Genomic DNA, 16,456 nt, shown 5'->3' with positions numbered 1-16,456 from the left:
CCTTTCTTGGAGGACTTAGAGAATGGCCAGGGCCAGCGAGAGGCCCGAAACGAAACCGTCTTCCACGCGATGGCCGATGCACCAGTCACCGGCGATGCCGATGCGGGCCTTGGCGTCCCACAGGTGGGTCTGGCCCACGGGCACCTGCGTCTGCGCCTCGGGCCAGCAGCGCGCCTTGGCGTGGCTGGGCGTGGCGTGGATGCCGGTGATTTCCGAGAAGGCGCGCAGCAGCTTGGCCTCGATGCGTGCGGGCGTGTCGCGCAGGTGTTCTTCCGACCACTTGGCGCTGGCCTGCAGGGTCCAGCGCTCGACGCGCTCGCGGCCGGGCTTGGACGATTCGCGCGCCAGCCACGCCACGCGGTGGTGGGTGCTGCGCGCCACGTTCCACTGCGGGCCGAGGTGCGACATGTTGGCCTGGTTGGCCTGGGGGAAGGCGATCATCAGCGTCCAGCAGGGCGCGATGCGCACGGGTTCGATCTTGCGGCTCAGCGTGGCCGAGCGGTCGCCGCCGGCGAGCAGTTCGCGGGTGCGTGCGGGCGGCACGGCCAGCAGCACGGCGTCGAAGCCGGAGTACACGTGCTGCGAATCGTCGGCGCCGGCGGTGCGCAACTGCCAGCGGGTGGCGTCGAGCGCGTCGGGCTCGATGCGAGTGACCTGGGTGCCGGTGACGAGGTGTTCGCCCAGCGGCGCGGCCCAGTGGGCCACGAGCGCGTCCATGCCAGGCTGGGCGACCCAGTGCGGCTCCAGCGAGGGCAGCGCGGCCTCGGCCACGCGGCCGTGGGCGTCGAGCACGCGCACGAGGTTGGCGCTCCAGGGGCGGCACAGCGCGGGCGTGGTGGCCAGCACCTGTGCAAAGCGCGGATCGCGCACGGTGAAGTACTGCGCGCCGCTGTCGAAGCGGCCGAAGGCGGTGTCGATGCTCGCCATCCGCCCGCCTGGCGTGGCCTCGCGTTCGAACACCGTGACGCGGTGCCCGGCCTGCATCAGCGTGCGGGCACAGGCCACGCCGGCAATGCCGGCGCCGATCACGGCGAAGTGGCGGGCGGCGGCGGGAGTTCGGTGGCGGTCGGCGGTGGCGCGGGCTTTGGCTTTGGGCATGGCGGACTCTTTTCTTTTGACAGGGTGATGACTGAGGAGGCCGTGCACACTCTAACTCGGTCTGCGCGCGTCGCCGGGCTGGGGGCGACCCTTATGCAGCCCTCATCGCGTGGCGTTCAACGGCCCCGGTGCCGTTCGAGCAGCGCCTTGCGCGTGCCCTCGTGCTCGAACTGCGCGAGCCACCATTCGAGCGCGCGCCCCGGCTTGCCCGCGCTGCGCACGCGCCACGCGCAGTGCATGGTGCCCAGCGGCGGCTGGCGTTCGGTCTGCAGTTCGACGAGGTGGCCGGCCTCGATGTAGGGCCGCGCCATCGGCTCGGGCAAGAAGCCGCCGCCCAGGCCGTGCAGCTGCGCAGCGATCTTGGCCTGCATGCTGGGCACGGTGAGCACGTCCTGCCCGCCGACGAGGTTCACCGTCATGCTCGGTCCGCTGCGCACCGAGTCGGCCGCGGCCACCGCGCGGTGCTGGCGCAGCACCGCGTCGCTCAGCGGCTGCGGCAGGCGCGCAAGCGGATGGTGCGGTGCCACCGCGAACACGAAGCGCAGTTCGCCGATCGGCCGGCTGCGGATGCCGGTGGCGGTGAAGGCCAGGCTCGCGGCATCGAGCACCGCGCCGATCGCCAGGTCGGCCTCGCCGCTGGTCAGCGCCTCGATGGTGCCGAGCAGCGTCTCGTCGCGCAGCTTCAGGCGCGTGGGCGGCTCAAGCGCGAAGAAGGCGGTGCACAGGTCGAGCAGCGGGTCGCGCGCGATCACGCTGTCGACCGCGATGGTCAGCATCGGCTCCCAGCCGGTGGCCACGCGCTTCACGCGGTTGGCCACGGCGTCGATCTCGCCGAGCAGGCGCGCGGCCTCGCGCAGCAGTTCGGCGCCGGCCTCGGTGATGCGGGCCTGGCGCGCGCTGCGGTCGAACAGCAGCACGTCCAGGGCGTCCTCGATCTGGCGCACGCGGTAGCTCAGCGCGCTGGGCACCAGGCCGAGCGCTCGCGCGGCGGCGGCGAAGCTGCCGGTGGTGGCCACCGTCTGCAGCATGGCCAGGGCGTCGGGGGTGAGGACGTCTCGGGCGCTCGTCATGGGGCGGGCTCCATCATTCAAATAATTTGAATGATGCCATCAAAACCGGGCGTCTTTCAGAGGGGAATGGAGGTCCAGAATTCTTCTCATCCGCTGCGCATCCGGCGCGGCCCACGACGAAAGCCCCGGCGCCCGAAACGGGTGGGGCAGCAAGGAGTTCGATATGTTGCAAGTGCGTAAATCCCAGGAACGCGGTTATGCCGACCATGGCTGGCTGCGCTCGTTCCACAGCTTTTCCTTCGCGGGGTACTACGATCCGGCCTACATGGGCTTCGGCAACCTGCGGGTGATCAACGAAGATCGCGTGGCGGCGGGCGCCGGCTTCGGCACCCACGGCCACCGGGACATGGAGATCATCAGCTACGTGCTCTCGGGCGAACTCGCGCACAAGGACAGCATGGGCAACATCGAATCCATTCCGCCGGGCGACGTGCAGCGCATGAGCGCCGGCCGTGGCGTGATGCACAGCGAGTTCAACCACAAGGCCGACGAGACCACGCACTTCCTGCAGATCTGGATCGAGCCCAAGGAACGCGGCATTGCCCCCGGCTACGAGCAGAAGCAGTTCAGCGACGCCGAAAAGCGCGGCACCCTGCGCCTCGTGGCCTCGCCCGACGGCCACGACGGCTCGGTGACGGTGAACGCCGATGCACGCCTGTTCGCAGGCCTGTTCGATGGCGACGAGACCGCGAGCCTGACGCTCGACCCGCAACGCAAGAGCTACGTGCACCTGGTGCGCGGCGAGCTCGAAGTCAACGGCCAGAAGCTCGTGGGCGGCGACGCCGCGATGCTCGAAGGCGAATCGCAACTCACGCTCGGCGCCGGCAAGGATGCCGAAGTGCTGGTGTTCGACCTGACGGCCTGAGACGGCGTCCTTTTCTTTGTTCCTTTCGCTTCAACAACCAACGAGGAGTTTTCACCATGGCCATTACCACAACAACCACCGCCCCCAACGCTGCCCAGGACACCCTGGCACTCATCGGCCGCGTGCTGCTTGCAGCGCTGTTCGTGCCCGCCGGCTTCGGCAAGCTCATGGGCTTCGCCGGCACCGTGGGGTACATCTCCTCGGTGGGCGCGCCGCTGCCGCAGGTGGCGGCAGTCATCGCGATCGTCGTGGAGCTGGGGCTCGGCCTGCTGCTGCTGGTCGGCTTCAAGACGCGCCTGTCGGCCATCGTGCTGGCGATCTTCACCGTGGCCGCGGCCGTGATGTTCCACAACTACTGGGCCATGCCCGCCGACAAGGCCTTCGTGAACCAGCTGATGTTCTTCAAGAACATCGCCATCGCAGGCGGCCTGCTGGCTTTCGCCGCCTTCGGTGCCGGCCGTTTCAGCATCGATAAAAAGTAAGCTCGCTCCCCCCACGCCGCGCACACCTCGTGGGCGCGGCCTGCTGACTTCGTCGCTTCTTTGAGGAAATCCGTTTCATGGCAAACATCGTCGTTGTCTTCCATTCCGGCTACGGCCACACCCAGCGCGTGGCCCAGGCCGTGGCCGACGGGGCGGGCGCGCAGCTGCTCGCCATCGACGCCGACGGCAACCTGCCGGCCGGTGGCTGGGAGACGCTGGCCGCGGCCGACGCGATCATCTTCGGCTCGCCGACCTACATGGGCGGCGTGAGCTGGCAGTTCAAGAAATTCGCCGACGCGTCGTCCAAGGTCTGGTACACGCAAGGCTGGAAAGACAAGCTCTTCGCCGGCTTCACCAACAGCGCCACGATGAACGGCGACAAGGTCACGACCATGACCTACCTGTGGACGCTGGCCATGCAGCACAGCGGCATCTGGGTCAGCATGGGCATCCTGCCGACCAACAACAAGGCGGCCACGCGCGACGCCATGAACTACGTCGGCGGCTACGGCGGCCTGCTCACGCAGTCGCCCTCGGACGCGAGCCCGGCCGAGATGCCCAAGGGCGACCTGGAAACCGCGCGCGCCTTCGGCGAGCGCGTGGGCGCGGTGGCAAGATCGCGCGCATAACGCCCCACCGAACTTCGCCCACAAGGACACCACGATGACCGACACCATCCCCGAAATCCAATTGCTGCGGCCCCACGACAAGGACCTGGGCGGTGGCTTCAACGTGCGGCGCGTGCTGCCGGCGGCGCAGCGCCGCTCGGTCGGGCCCTTCGTGTTCTTCGACCACTTCGGCCCGGCCACCGAGCAGCCCGGCAACGCGCACGACGTGCGCCCGCACCCGCACATCGGCCTGTCGACGGTCACCTACCTGTTCGAGGGCGCGATGATGCACCGCGACAGCCTGGGCAGCGTGCAGGAGATCTTGCCCGGCGCCATCAACTGGATGACCGCGGGGCGCGGCATCGTGCACTCTGAGCGCAAGCCCGAGCGCCTGCTGGCCGACACTTTCGTGAACCACGGCCTGCAGCTGTGGGCCGCGTTGCCACAGGCCCATGAAGAGGTCGAACCCAGCTTCGAGCACACGCCGGCTGACGCCATTCCCGAGCTGACGGTGCAGGGCGTGCCCGTGCGCGTGCTGGTGGGCGAGGCCTTCGGCGTGCGCTCGCCGGTGAAGACGCTGGCGCAGACGGTCTACCTCGATATCGCGCTGCCGGCCGGCGGCCGTTTCGAGCTGCCCGCGCTGGCGCCCGAACTGGCGGTCTACATGGTCGACGGCGATGCGAGCGTGAACGCCGAGCCGGCGCCCGCCCACACGATGGCGGTGCTGCCCGACGGGCAGGGCGCGGTGTTCACTGCCGCCGCCGCTGTGCGCCTGATGGTGATCGGCGGCGAGCCGCTGGACGGCCCGCGCTACATCACCTGGAATTTCGTCTCGAGCCGGCGCGAGCGCATCCTCGAGGCCGGCGCCGACTGGGCCGCGCAGCGCATGGGCCACGTGCCCGGCGAGACCGAGTTCATTCCGTTGCCGGGCAAGCCCTTCGGCGTGCGCGAGCCCGACACGGGCACGACGCCGGTCTGAACCTCTGGCCTATTGCTTGATGGCGATGTCCGGGTCTTCCGAGGCCCGGGCGCTGGCGTCGGCGGCGCGCGCGCTGAGGTCGGGCGCCAGGGCCCGTCGGCCGTCGAACACGAAACAGTCGCCGTGGTAGTGTGCGCCGCCCACGTCCTCGAAGTACTTGAGGATGCCGCCTTCGAGCTGCAGCACGTGCTCCACGCCTTCCTCGCGCATGAGGATGGCCGCCTTCTCGCAGCGGATGCCGCCGGTGCAGAAGCTCACCACCGTCTTGCCCTCGAAGTCGGCGCGGTGCGCCTTCAGGGCGGGCGGGAATTCGGTGAACTTGGTGATGCGCCAGTCGATCGCGCCGTCGAAGGTGCCTTCGTCGACCTCGAAGTCGTTGCGCGTGTCCAGCATCACGATCTCGCGGCCCTCGTCGTCGTGGCCCTGGTCGAGCCAGCGCTTGAGCGTGGGCGCGTCCACGCCGGGCGCGCGGCCGGCGGCGGGCTGGATCGCGGGGTGGTCCATGCGGATGATCTCGCGCTTGAGCTTCACCAGCATGCGCCGGAAAGGCTGCGTGGCCGACCAGCTTTCCTTGGTTTCGAGGTCGGCAAAGCGCGCGTCGGCGCGCAGGTCGGCCAGGAAGGCGTGGATGGCCTGCGCCGTCCCCGCCAGAAACAGGTTGATACCTTCGGGCGCCAGCAGGATCGTGCCCATCAGGCCCAGGGCCTGCGCGCGCTCGCGCAGGGTCTCACGCAGCACGGGGCTGTCGTTGATGCCCACGAACTTGTAGGCGGCGATATTCAAAATCTCTTGCACGGGGCGGGATTGTAGGGATCGCCACACCACATCGTGGAGGGCGGCTTCCTACAATCGACGGATGTTTGTTCACCTGCGTCTGCACACCGAGTTTTCCGTCGTCGATGGCACGAATCGAATCGACGAAGTCATCAAGGCCGCCGCTGCCGACAAGCAGCCCGCGCTGGCCATCACCGACCTGAACAACCTGTTCGGGACGGTCAAGTTCTACAAGCAGGGCCGGGGCAAGGGCGTCAAGCCCGTCATCGGCGCTGAAATCTTCATCGACGGGCTGGGCAAGGAGCCCGGCGCGCTGACCCGCCTCATTCTGCTGGTGCAGAACATGGAGGGCTACCTCAACCTGTCGGAACTGCTGGCCCGGGCCTGGACGCAGAACGTGGGCCGCGGCCAGTCGCAGGCGGCCTGCAAGCTCGAATGGCTGCAGGAGCTGCAGGGCGGGCTGATCGCGCTGTCGGGCGCACAGGCCGGGCCGCTGGGCCAGCCGCTGCTGCAGGGCCAGGAAGAGCGCGCCGCCGAACTGGCGCTGCAACTGGCGGGCATGTTCCCGCACCGCTTCTACATCGAGCTGCAGCGCGCCGGCCGTCCCGAGGACGAGCCGCACGTGATCGCCGCCGTGAAGCTCGCCGCTCGCCTGAAGCTGCCGGTGGTCGCCACGCACCCGGTGCAGTTCGCCGAACGCCAGGACTACGAGGCGCACGAGGCCCGCGTGTGCATTTCCGAAGGCGAAATTCTTGGCAACCCGCGCCGCGTGCGCAAGTTCACCGAAGAGCAGTACTTCAAGTCGAGCGCCGAGATGCAGGCGCTCTTTGCCGACGTGCCCAGCGCGCTGGCCAACACGGTCGAAATCGCCAAGCGCTGCAACCTCACACTGGTGCTCGGCAAGCCGCAGCTGCCGGACTTTCCCACGCCCTTCATCAGCGAAGGCGTGCGCATGCCGATCGGCGAGTTCTTCCGCCAGGAGTCGTTCGACGGGCTGGAGGTGCGACTGAAGCACCTGTACCCCGACGAAGCCAAGCGCGAGGCCGAACGGGCACGCTACGTGGAGCGCCTGGAGTTCGAGATCAACACGATCCTGAACATGGGCTTCCCCGGCTACTTCCTGATCGTGGGCGACTTCATCAAGTGGGCCAAGGAAAACGGCTGCCCCGTGGGCCCGGGCCGGGGCTCGGGTGCGGGCTCGCTCGTGGCCTACGCCCTGAAGATCACCGACCTCGATCCGCTCGAATACAAGCTGCTGTTCGAACGTTTCCTGAACCCCGAACGCGTCTCGATGCCCGACTTCGACATCGACTTCTGCCAGGGCAACCGGGACCGCGTGATCGACTACGTGAAGGACAAGTACGGCCGCAACGCCGTGAGCCAGATCGCCACCTTCGGCACCATGGCCGCGCGCGCGGCCATCCGCGACGTGGGCCGTGTGCTCGACATGAGCTACATGTTCTGCGACGGCATCAGCAAGCTGATTCCGAACAAGCCGGGCATGTCGGTGACGCTGCAGTACCCGCCCGCGACCAAGATCGAGGGCGACAAGAACAACTACGCCATCGAGATGGAGCCGCAGCTGGCGGAGCGCATCGAGAAGGAAGAAGAAGTCCGCATGCTGGTCGAGCTCGCGCAGAAGCTCGAAGGCATGACCCGCAACATCGGCATGCACGCCGGCGGCGTGCTCATTGCACCGGGCAAGCTCACCGACTTCTGCCCGCTGTACCAGCAGCCCGGCAGCGAGTCGGCCGTGAGCCAGTACGACAAGGACGACGTCGAAGCCATCGGCCTCGTGAAGTTCGACTTCTTGGGCCTGGCCACGCTCACGATCCTGGAGATCGCGCGCGAGTTCATCATGAAGCGCCACAAGGGCCAGGAGAACTTCGCGTTCGAGAACATCCCGCTGAACGACGGGCCGACCTACCGCCTGTTCTCCGACGGCAAGACGGAGGCCGTGTTCCAGTTCGAATCCCGCGGCATGCAAGGCATGCTGAAGGACGCGCGGCCCACGCGCCTGGAAGACCTGATCGCGCTGAACGCGCTGTACCGTCCGGGCCCGATGGACCTGATTCCCAGCTTCGTGGCGCGCAAGCACGGCCGCGAAGACGTGGAGTACCCGCACCCGGCCGTGGCCGAGATGCTCTCCGAGACCTACGGGATCATGGTCTACCAGGAGCAGGTGATGCAGACCGCGCAGATCCTGGGCGGCTACTCGCTCGGCGGCGCCGACTTGCTGCGCCGCGCGATGGGCAAGAAGAAGCTCGAGGAAATGGCCGAGCATCGCGAGAAGTTCCGCGCGGGCGCCTTGGCCACGCACGGCATCGTGCAGGACAAGGCCGACGAAATCTTCGACTTGATGGAGAAGTTCGCGGGCTACGGCTTCAACAAGTCGCACGCCGCCGCCTACTCGCTGCTGGCGTACCACACGGGCTGGCTCAAGGTCCACTACACGGCCGAGTTCTTCTGCGCCAACATGACCGTGGAAATGGACGACACGGACAAGCTCAAGCTCTTGTTCGAAGACGCCCAGAAGAACTTCAACATCACCTTCGAGCCGCCGGACGTGAACCGCGGCAACTACCGCTTCGAGCCGGTCACCAACCGGATCATCCGCTACGGCTTGGGCGCCGTGAAGGGCACGGGCCAGCTCGCGGTCGAGGCCGTGGTGCGGGCGCGCGAAGAGGGCGGGCCGTTCAAGAGCCTGTACGACTTCTGCGTGCGCATCGACCGCCAGCGCATCAACAAGCGCACGGTCGAAGCGCTCATCAAGGCTGGCGCGTTCGATGCCATCCAGCAGAACCGCGCATCGCTCATTGCCTCGGTCGACCGCGCCTTCGAGTTCGCCATTGCCACGGCGGCCAACGCTTCGCAGGCCGACATCTTCGGCGACTGCGAGCACGGCTCGGCCACGCAGGAGCCCGACCTGGTCGACGCCACGCCCTGGGGCGTGAAGGAACGCCTGACCTTCGAGAAGACGGCCGTGGGCTTCTACCTGTCGGGCCACCTGTTCGACGAGGTCTCGCACGAGGTGCGGCGATTCTGCAAGCGCGAGATCGGCGACCTGCTCGACAGCCGCGACCCGCAGGTCATCGCCGGCATCGTGAGCGACTTCCGCGTCATCAACGGCCAGCGCGGCCGGCTGGCGATCTTCAAGCTGGACGACAAGTCGGAGTCCATCGACGCCACGGCCGACGAGGCGCTCATCAACGCCAACCGCAACACGCTGAAGGACGACGAACTCGTCATCGTGAGCGGCAAGCTGCAGCCCGCGCGCGGCGGTTTCGAAGCGCGCTTCCAGGTACAACAGGTGTGGGACCTGGCCTCGGCGCGCTGCCGCTTCGGCAAGTTCCTGCGCGTGGCGGTCAACGGCAAGGTGCCAGAGATCGCGCGCCTCCTGAAAGACTTTCCGGCGCGCACCGAGCAGACCGAGGTCGGTGACCTGGTGCACGGCCTGCCCGTGCGCCTGTCGATAGCGCGGGGCGGGGCGCAGGTCGAGCTGCAGTTGGGCGAGCGCGCCAAGTTCTTCCCGACCGATGCGGCGCTTGCGAGCTGGACCGCGCAGGCCGAAGCGGGCAAGGCGCAGGTCGTCTACGATTGATCGGGCCGCGCGGCCCCGGGGAACCTCGGGGCCTGCGCGCGGTCCATCAGTCTGTTGCAACCTGGCCTTGGGCCACTCACAGGAGGAATGACCGCATGCATTTCAAGAAGATCCTCAAGACCACCGCGTTGACGTTCGGCGTGGCGCTGCCCATGGCCGCGGCCTGGGCCCAGTACGCCGGCCCGAGCTCGGTGCCGAACCTGACGGTCAAGCAGCTGATCGAGACCGGCCAGGACGACCAGCACGCCACGGTGCGCGGCTTCATCGTCTCGCACGACGGCGGCGAGCACTACACCTTTGCCGACGACACGGGGCGCCTGAAGGTCGAGATCGACGCCAAGTACTTCCCGCCGGGCGTGAAGATCGACGACAAGGTGCGCGTCGAGCTCAGCGGCGAGTTCGACAAGGACCGGCTCACCGGCAAGACCGAACTCGACGTCAAGCGCGTCATCATCGTTCTGCGCTGACCCCCGCCTTTTTCCCGAGCGCCTGCTCGACCTGGTCGAGCACGGCCTCGGGGGCGTGCAGCCAGTCCTTGGCCAGCACCTGCATCACCTGCCAGCCGAAAGCGTCGAGGATGCGCGGACGCGAGACGTAGCGTTCCAGCACGTTGTGGCGCGTGCCTTCTTGCGCCGCACCGTCCACGAGGAGTCCCAGCGCATAGTGGCCCTGGCCCGATGCGCGCACCGCGAGGTCGCAGCGAAAACGCGACTGCCCCACCTGTTCGTCCACCGCATGGCCGCGCGCGCGCAGCGCCTGCGCGATCTGCGCCGTGACCTCGTCCGTGCGCGCATGCCGCGCCACGTGGCCGCGCGCCAGCGGGTTCATGCCTTCGAGCACGCGCCGCGCCGTGTCCTCGTCGCCGCGTGACAGGCATTCGGCATAGCGCAGGAAGTTCTTGAGTGCCGCCGCGCCTTCGTTGTGGTCGTTGGTGATCGCCTCGTGGCGGATGGTCGAGACCACTGCCATGTGGTGCTTGGCACGGCTGAAGATCACGTTCAGCCGCTTCTCGCCGCCGCGCTGGTTGATGGGACCGAAGTTCATCAGCATGCGGCCCTCGGGGTTGGGGCCGTAGCAGATGCTCAGGATGATGATGTCGCGCTCGTCGCCCTGCACGTTCTCCAGGTTCTTGATGAAGAGGCCGCAGAACTGGTCGTCTTCCTCGCGCACGTACTCGGCCTCCAGCCGCGCCGCGAAGTCGGCATCGACCGCGCCGAGCGCGTTCAGCTCTTCCTCGATCTCGCCCTGCTGCGCCTCGGAGAACGCCACGATGCCCAGGCTGCGCCCGGTCTCGCGCCGCAGCAGCTCGCGCACCAGCTGCGCGATGTGGCGCGCCTCGCCGTCGTTGATGCGGTTCTCGTACACGGCGTCGGCCACGCGGTGGAAGCTGATGGCGCGCGAGAGCAGGGCGTCGACCTGCGCCTTCACGGACTCGTCGGTCGGGCTGCGCGACTGCACCACGATCTCGCCGCGTTCGGGCGCGGGCAGGCTGCGGTCGGGAATGGTGTACAGGTTGCCCGCGTAGAAGGCCGCGTTCGAAAAGCCGATGAGCGATTCGTAGCGGCTGCGGTAGTGCCAGGCCAGCAGCGTGGCCGGCAGGTTGCGCGCGCCCTGGTTCAGCAGGCTGTCGGCGTCGAGCACGACGGCGATGCGTTCGCCTTCCTCGCCGCTTTCTGCATCGTCGCCTGCGACCGATACGGTGTCTTCCTCGGCGTCGCGGCCCGACGAGAAGAAGCTCGTGGGCGGAAGCTGCATCTCGTCGCCCACCACGATGATCTGCGGCGCGCGGTACAGCGCGGGCACGGCTTCTTCCACTGGAATCTGGCTGGCCTCGTCGAAGATCACCACGTCGAACAGGTCGGCCGCGAGCGGCAGCGTGTCGGATACCGACAGCGGGCTCATGAGCCAGATCGGCTTCATGTCGCGCACCACGCGGCCGGTGTCGCCGCTGGCGAGTTCGCGGATCGCCTTGTAGCGCATGGTCTTGCCGAACTCGTGCTCGAGCTCGCGGCGGCCCGCGTTGTAGCTCTTCTTGAAGACCTTGCCGTCGGCGTCGAGCTGGCTGGCGGGCAGGGCGCTCTTTTGCACATGGTCGCGGAAGCGCTGGCGCACCGCGGCGGCGAGCGTGCGCGCGTTGCGTTCGAGCAGCTTGCGTTCGCCTTCGCCCAGGCGCTGCGCATGGCGCGCGAGCGTGGCGCCGTCGAAGCGCGGCAGCCAGCGCTCGGTGCGGTACACGCGCTCCAGCCCTTCGCGCGCGACGGCGTACTCGATGGCCTCAGGCGGCAGCGGCAGGGTGCGCAGCGCGGCGGCCACGGCCGGGTCGGCATCGGCCAGTTCCTGCAGCGGCTGGAGCACCGACGGCAGCGCATCGGCCTGGTCGCGCAGCGTGCGGGCCAGGGCGTCGAGCGCGTCCAGCGGTTGCGCGCCGGCGTCGTGCAGCAGGTCGTGCCAGAGGGCGTCGAGCGTGTCGACGCGCGGCGCGGCGGCGACGAGCTGTTCGACGCTGCGGCGGCCCGCGTCGGTGCGCAGGTGGGCCTGGAACGCCGCGCGCAGGCCGGCGCCGGCGTCGATGCCGCGCATCGCCTGCAGCTGCTGCGCGAAGGCCTCGGCGTCGGTGCAGCCGTAGTCGGCCTCGAGGCGCGCCGCCTGCTGGTCGAGCGCGGTGCGCGCGGCCTGTTCGGCGCGCAGGTCTTCGAGGATCTGGCTGGGCTGCGGTCGCACGGCATGGGCGGCGAAGTCGTAGCGGCGCTTGAGTTCGCCCGACAGGCGCCACCACGAGGGCTGCAGCCAGCGCAGCAGCGAGCCCTGCTGCGCGCGGGCCTGCGCGAGCGCGGCTTCAGTGTCGCCGGGCGAGAGCTTGTCGCGCCAGTGGGCGGTGCGCTGCAGCTGCGCGTCGAGCGCCTGCTGCAGCGTGCGTCTTTCGTTGAGGGCGTTGCCGAGCGCGAGGCTGCTCGGGTGCGCCGCGTCGAGCAGCGCCAGCTGGCCGCGCGCGGCCAGCGCGGCGACGCTGCGCGCATCGGCCACCACGGCCAGCGCATCGCGCCACAGCACGCCGGCCTCGGCCAGCGGCGGCCAGGCATCGACCAGCGCATCGCGGCAGGGCGCGCTCAGGTCGATGGCGCGTTCGCTGCGTTCGACCAGCCGTGCCAGCGGTTTCTCCTGCGCCAGCAGCGAGGGCGCGAGCTGTGCGAACACATGCTGCGCGAAGCTGGGCGCGCCCAGGCTTTCGGTCACGGCCAGGTGCAGGCGCGACACCAGCTCCGCATGCCGGCGCCAAGCCGCGAAGGCGGGCAGCGCCTCGGCCTGCAGCGGCGTGAGCGACGGGTCGCCGGCCTTGAGCGCCACCAGCCGCGACAGCAGCTCGCGCAGTGTCACGGCGATGTGTTCGGGCACGTCGTGCATGGCGGCGTCGAAGCGCTCGAGCGCGCGCAGGTCGAGGTCCATGGCGTCGAGCACCTGGGTGCGCTCGGTGCTTTCCTGCGCCAGCGTGCCGGGCGCCTCGAGCCACAGCTCGTAGGTCTTGCGCAGGTTCTGCACGAAGGCCTTCTTGTCGCCCTGGGAGTCGTGGATCATGCAGCACAGCTCGTCCAGCCCCTGCTGGCGCAGGCGGTGGAACACCACGTCGATGGCGGCGCGTTTCTCACACACGAACAGCACGCGCTGGCCGCGGCCCACGTAGTCGGCGATCAGGTTGGTGATGGTCTGCGACTTCCCCGTGCCCGGCGGGCCCTGGATGATGTAGCTGGTGCCGGTGCGCGCCAGCGCCACCGCGGCGGTCTGCGTGGCGTCGGCCTGCACCACGGGCCACTGGTCGGCCAGCGGCAGCGCGGGCGGCGTCTCGCCGTCGACGCGGCGCGGCTGCAGCGAGAACACGCGGTCGAAGGCCTCGCTCGCCAGGTCGGATTCGGCCAGCCCCGAGTAGTCGCGCACCAGCGACATCTTGCGGTGGTTGAAGTTGCCCAGCGTCACGGCCGTGAGGTCGATGTCCCACTGGTAGGGGTTGCCGCTGCTCTCGCGCAGCGCGAAGGTCTTGCGCTCGGTGTCGTCGACCGCCGTGGCCGCCATCTGCGGCGCGCGCGGCTGTGGTGCGCCGCCGATGGCCTCGCGCACCGGCAGCGGCACGGGGCGCACGCGCGCATGGAACAGCTGCAGCCCGCGCGGGCGGAAGTCGTCCTGCGCGTAGCTGAAGTCTTGCGAGGCCACCGGCACCGCCGAGGGCGAGCGTACGCGGGTGCGGCGCTTGAACTGCTCGAGCCGCTGGCGCGCGCGCTGGTGCATCACGGCGATCTCGGGCTGCTTCACGAGGCGCAGTTGCACGCCGGGTTCGCTCTGCGCGATCTGCGCCGACAGCTGCGCATGGAATTGCTCGAGCGAGGTCTCGCGCAGGTCCACCGTCTCGGGCAGCGCGATGCCGTAGAGCTGGCGCAGGTGATGGCGCAGCGTGGGGTTCACCTGGGCCTCGCTGGCCGAGGCTTCGAGCAGGTACTGGTCGCGCACGCCTTTCTTGCGCGTGAGCTCCACCGGCAGCATCAGCAGCGGCGAGGCGATGCGCTCGGCGCGTTCGGCCTCGCCCTCCTTGAGGTTGTGCCAGCGCAGGAAGGCGATCACCAGCGACAGCTGCGAGAAGCCGTACTCGGCCCGGTCGCGCCGCGCCTCCTGCAGGATGCGGTCGAGCGCGCCTGGCAGGTAGGGCTGGTCTTCGAAGCGCAGCCAGCGCGCTAGCGGCACGGGGTCGCAACTGGCGATGTCGGCGGCAAAGCGGCCGTCCCACACGCACAGCTGGTCGGTGCGGATGCTGTTGAGGTCGACCACCAGCGGCACGCTGGCGACGGTGAGGTTCACATGGGCCTGCGTCGGCTTGAAATACAGCAGGCGGTTGCGCCGCGACAGGTCGAACAGCCGGTCGCGCAGGTGCAGCTGGATCGCCTGGCGGCGCTGGCCTGCGCCGTCGCGGGCGGGCGCGATGCGGTCCAGGCCGAGGTCCACGGGCTGGTCGCGGTAGGTCTCGAGGCGGCGGATGACCGAGGGCAGGTCGCGTGCGCGCTCATGGCGGTCGAGCGCGGTCATCTCGAAGATCACGGCGGCCACCACCGGGTGCAGCCGGCGGTTCAGCTCGAACAGGTTGCCGCGGTGCGTGGCAAAGCGGGTCAGGTCGTCGCCGTCGGTGAAGTCGAGCCCGCACGACAGGCTGGCCAGCACCTGGCCCAGGCACAGGATGTCGCCGAGCGCGTCGTGGTGGCCCAGGCGCAGCTCCCACGCGGTGTAGCCGGGCAGGTAGACGGGGCGCGTGGGCACGGTGTCGGGGCCGGCGTCGGGCATCACCGCGAGGTTCTCGAGCGCGACGCCGGCGTCGGCATCGACGGTCAGGCGCGTTTCGCCGACCACGCGCAGCACGGAGGCGGCGGGTTGTTCGAGCGGCGCGATGGCCTCGGGGTGGCGGCGAGGCGCGGTGCCTTCGGGCTGGACGAGTGCCAGCGCGGGTTCGGCGGGCGCGTCGGTCACGCGGTAGGCGAAGGCGTTGCCGAGTGCGGCGACGTGGCCGAGTTCGTGCAGGGCCGAGACCTCGCGCAGCAGCGGCAGCATGAGCTTGAGCACGTCGTCGGTCTGCAGGCCGCCGTGGGCCTCGGCGGTGGCGAGGAGTTGCAGGAGCGGGGCGGGAGCGAGGGTCATGCGGCGGCGGCCTGCGAAGAAGAGGTGGCGGCCTTGTCGAGCAAGGCGGCGGCGTCGCGCTTGACGCGGGTGAAGTTGCGCTTGGAAAGACCCAGGTCTTTCAGCACGCGCTGTTCGAAGGGCGTGTCGCAGCCGAGCGCATCGGCCAGGCCCAGCGCGGCGGCGAGGGTGACGTCGTCCATCTCGGGATCGGCGGCGACGAAGTCGACCAGCACGCTGGCCAGGTAGTCGTGCAGGCCGGCGGGCGCGGGCTCGGGCGGCGGCATCGTCGAGGTGGGCGGCGTGAAGTCGGGGAAGAAGCGGCGCGCATGCGCCAGCAGCGACTCCGACTGCAACACGGGCCGCTGCAGCAGCTGCGCCAGGGTGCCGCGCGTGAGGGCGCTCACGCGCTGCTGGCCGAGCATGTCGAGCGTGCCCAGGTCGAGCGGACCTTCGAGCGCGGCGGCCAGCCATTCGTCGGCGTCGTGCTCGCGGCCGGCCCACAGGCGCAGCGCGCGGGCGCGCACGAACACCTCGGGGTGGCTCACGCCGCGCGTCTGCAGCGCCTTGTTGTTGGGGTCGGAGCAGATTTCTTCGGCCTGCGCGAGGTAGCTCGCCACGTTGACCTGCGTGAGGCCGGTCTCGATCTTGATGAGCGCGCTCACGGCGGGCTCGAGCGCGCCGCAGGCCACGCAGCCGCCGCGGTCGGCAAAGGCCTCGGTGTACAGCGCATGGCGCCGCGCGGCCTGCAGGTGGCTCGCATCGGCGCGCGGGTCGGCTGCCGTGGCGTGCAGCAGGCGGTCGACGACGTGGTGCTTGCCGCCGTCGCGCTCCCACAGCAGGTAGTGCGCCAGCTCGTGGCCGAGCACGGCCTGGCGCTCGGGCGACTGCAGCTTTTCGAGCAGCGGGCCCGAGAGCACGATGTGCGCCTCGCCCGGCACGACGTAGATCGCGGCGTTCATGGCCGCGCCGTCGCCGGACGGGGCCTGGTAGAGCGTGATGCGCGCGGTGACGCCCAGGCGCTGCGCAGCCAGGGTGGCGTCGGCATGCAGGTCGGGGTGCGCGTCGGCGTCGAGGCGGTAGGCGCTGCGCAGCAATTCGGCACGCATGGCGGCCGTGTGTTCTTCGCGCGCTTCGGCCGAAGCGGCCCAGCGCCAAGCCTCGGGTTCGTTCGCCTGGAGGTGGGCGGCCAGTGCCTGCTGGTAGGGCAGCGGCGTCAGGTCTTGGAGGCGAACGGCAGGGAAAGAGTCGACCATGTCAGGAGCGCCAGCAACAATGAGTTGCCGACGATCCTAAACGAGCGGGTGGTGTCGCTTGCAATCACCCACGA

Annotated in this window: 11 protein-coding genes; 6 read left to right on the top strand and 5 right to left on the bottom strand. The window is 69.3% G+C overall.

The window, feature by feature from the left end:
• Window positions 1-15: 15 nt before the first annotated feature.
• Entirely contained in the window at window positions 16-1,098 is a 1,083-nt protein-coding gene (locus AC1RAD_RS15210) for an NAD(P)/FAD-dependent oxidoreductase (RefSeq protein ID WP_492735672.1), read from the bottom strand.
• A gap of 116 nt (window positions 1,099-1,214) precedes the next feature.
• Window positions 1,215-2,168 carry a LysR family transcriptional regulator gene (locus AC1RAD_RS15205; RefSeq protein WP_095947849.1) on the bottom strand — a complete coding sequence of 318 codons (954 nt, stop codon included), beginning with the start codon at window positions 2,166-2,168 and terminating at the stop codon, window positions 1,215-1,217.
• A 163-nt stretch (window positions 2,169-2,331) separates the two neighbouring features.
• On the opposite strand from AC1RAD_RS15205, the gene AC1RAD_RS15200 reads away from it, so the two are divergent.
• The 4 genes from AC1RAD_RS15200 to AC1RAD_RS15185 all read left to right on the top strand — a co-directional run bounded on the left by AC1RAD_RS15200 (window position 2,332) and on the right by AC1RAD_RS15185 (window position 5,102).
• Complete coding sequence (locus tag AC1RAD_RS15200; RefSeq protein ID WP_492735670.1) at window positions 2,332-3,033, top strand: pirin family protein; 702 nt, start codon at window positions 2,332-2,334, stop codon at window positions 3,031-3,033.
• Between the two features lie 56 nt (window positions 3,034-3,089).
• A complete protein-coding gene (locus tag AC1RAD_RS15195) occupies window positions 3,090-3,515 on the top strand; it encodes a DoxX family protein (protein WP_492735668.1) in 426 nt (141 codons plus the stop codon).
• 77 nt (window positions 3,516-3,592) lie between these two features.
• Window positions 3,593-4,144 carry a flavodoxin family protein gene (locus tag AC1RAD_RS15190; protein WP_070060379.1) on the top strand — a complete coding sequence of 184 codons (552 nt, stop codon included), beginning with the start codon at window positions 3,593-3,595 and terminating at the stop codon, window positions 4,142-4,144.
• Between the two features lie 34 nt (window positions 4,145-4,178).
• On the top strand, window positions 4,179-5,102 hold the full coding sequence (locus tag AC1RAD_RS15185) for a pirin family protein (RefSeq protein WP_492735666.1): 924 nt from the start codon (window positions 4,179-4,181) through the stop codon (window positions 5,100-5,102).
• 9 nt (window positions 5,103-5,111) lie between these two features.
• On the opposite strand, the gene AC1RAD_RS15180 is transcribed toward AC1RAD_RS15185, so the two are convergent.
• Window positions 5,112-5,897, bottom strand: a complete 786-nt coding sequence (locus AC1RAD_RS15180) for a sulfurtransferase (RefSeq protein WP_492735664.1) — start codon at window positions 5,895-5,897, stop codon at window positions 5,112-5,114.
• A 61-nt stretch (window positions 5,898-5,958) separates the two neighbouring features.
• Between AC1RAD_RS15180 and dnaE the strand changes: the two genes are divergently transcribed.
• Together dnaE and AC1RAD_RS15170 are read left to right on the top strand one after the other, a co-directional pair.
• Window positions 5,959-9,477 (top strand): DNA polymerase III subunit alpha, encoded by a 3,519-nt coding sequence (gene dnaE / locus AC1RAD_RS15175; RefSeq protein WP_492735662.1) that lies wholly within the window; start codon window positions 5,959-5,961, stop codon window positions 9,475-9,477.
• A 95-nt stretch (window positions 9,478-9,572) separates the two neighbouring features.
• Window positions 9,573-9,944, top strand: coding sequence for a YgiW/YdeI family stress tolerance OB fold protein (locus AC1RAD_RS15170; RefSeq protein ID WP_492735660.1), 372 nt, complete (start codon window positions 9,573-9,575; stop codon window positions 9,942-9,944).
• On the opposite strand, the gene AC1RAD_RS15165 is transcribed toward AC1RAD_RS15170, so the two are convergent.
• Both AC1RAD_RS15165 and AC1RAD_RS15160 read right to left on the bottom strand, forming a co-directional pair.
• The gene (locus AC1RAD_RS15165; protein ID WP_492735658.1) at window positions 9,928-15,147 is read right to left on the bottom strand and encodes an AAA domain-containing protein; all 5,220 of its coding nucleotides are present in this window, start codon (window positions 15,145-15,147) and stop codon (window positions 9,928-9,930) included. The two genes, AC1RAD_RS15170 and AC1RAD_RS15165, sit on opposite strands and share 17 nt — an antisense overlap.
• Window positions 15,144-16,382: a SprT-like domain-containing protein gene (locus tag AC1RAD_RS15160; protein ID WP_492735657.1), complete on the bottom strand. Its 1,239-nt coding sequence runs from the start codon at window positions 16,380-16,382 to the stop codon at window positions 15,144-15,146. The genes AC1RAD_RS15165 and AC1RAD_RS15160 overlap by 4 nt, the downstream gene beginning before the upstream one ends.
• Between the last annotated feature and the right edge of the window lie 74 nt (window positions 16,383-16,456).

Source organism: Variovorax sp. GW823-FHT04B03 (assembly GCF_058796495.1).
The sequence above is the reverse complement of the archived record's forward strand: the minus strand, read 5'-3'. Positions and strand labels throughout refer to the sequence as shown.

Bases quoted from the DNA above. Each gene is read 5' to 3' on its own strand.
- AC1RAD_RS15210 (WP_492735672.1), bottom strand. From the start codon at position 1,098: ATGCCCAAAGCCAAAGCCCGCGCCACCGCCGACCGCCACCGAACTCCC.
- AC1RAD_RS15205 (WP_095947849.1), bottom strand. From the start codon at position 2,168: ATGACGAGCGCCCGAGACGTCCTCACCCCCGACGCCCTGGCCATGCTG.
- AC1RAD_RS15200 (WP_492735670.1), top strand. From the start codon at position 2,332: ATGTTGCAAGTGCGTAAATCCCAGGAACGCGGTTATGCCGACCATGGC.
- AC1RAD_RS15195 (WP_492735668.1), top strand. From the start codon at position 3,090: ATGGCCATTACCACAACAACCACCGCCCCCAACGCTGCCCAGGACACC.
- AC1RAD_RS15190 (WP_070060379.1), top strand. From the start codon at position 3,593: ATGGCAAACATCGTCGTTGTCTTCCATTCCGGCTACGGCCACACCCAG.
- AC1RAD_RS15185 (WP_492735666.1), top strand. From the start codon at position 4,179: ATGACCGACACCATCCCCGAAATCCAATTGCTGCGGCCCCACGACAAG.
- dnaE (WP_492735662.1), top strand. From the start codon at position 5,959: ATGTTTGTTCACCTGCGTCTGCACACCGAGTTTTCCGTCGTCGATGGC.
- AC1RAD_RS15170 (WP_492735660.1), top strand. From the start codon at position 9,573: ATGCATTTCAAGAAGATCCTCAAGACCACCGCGTTGACGTTCGGCGTG.
- AC1RAD_RS15165 (WP_492735658.1), bottom strand. From the start codon at position 15,147: ATGACCCTCGCTCCCGCCCCGCTCCTGCAACTCCTCGCCACCGCCGAG.
- AC1RAD_RS15160 (WP_492735657.1), bottom strand. From the start codon at position 16,382: ATGGTCGACTCTTTCCCTGCCGTTCGCCTCCAAGACCTGACGCCGCTG.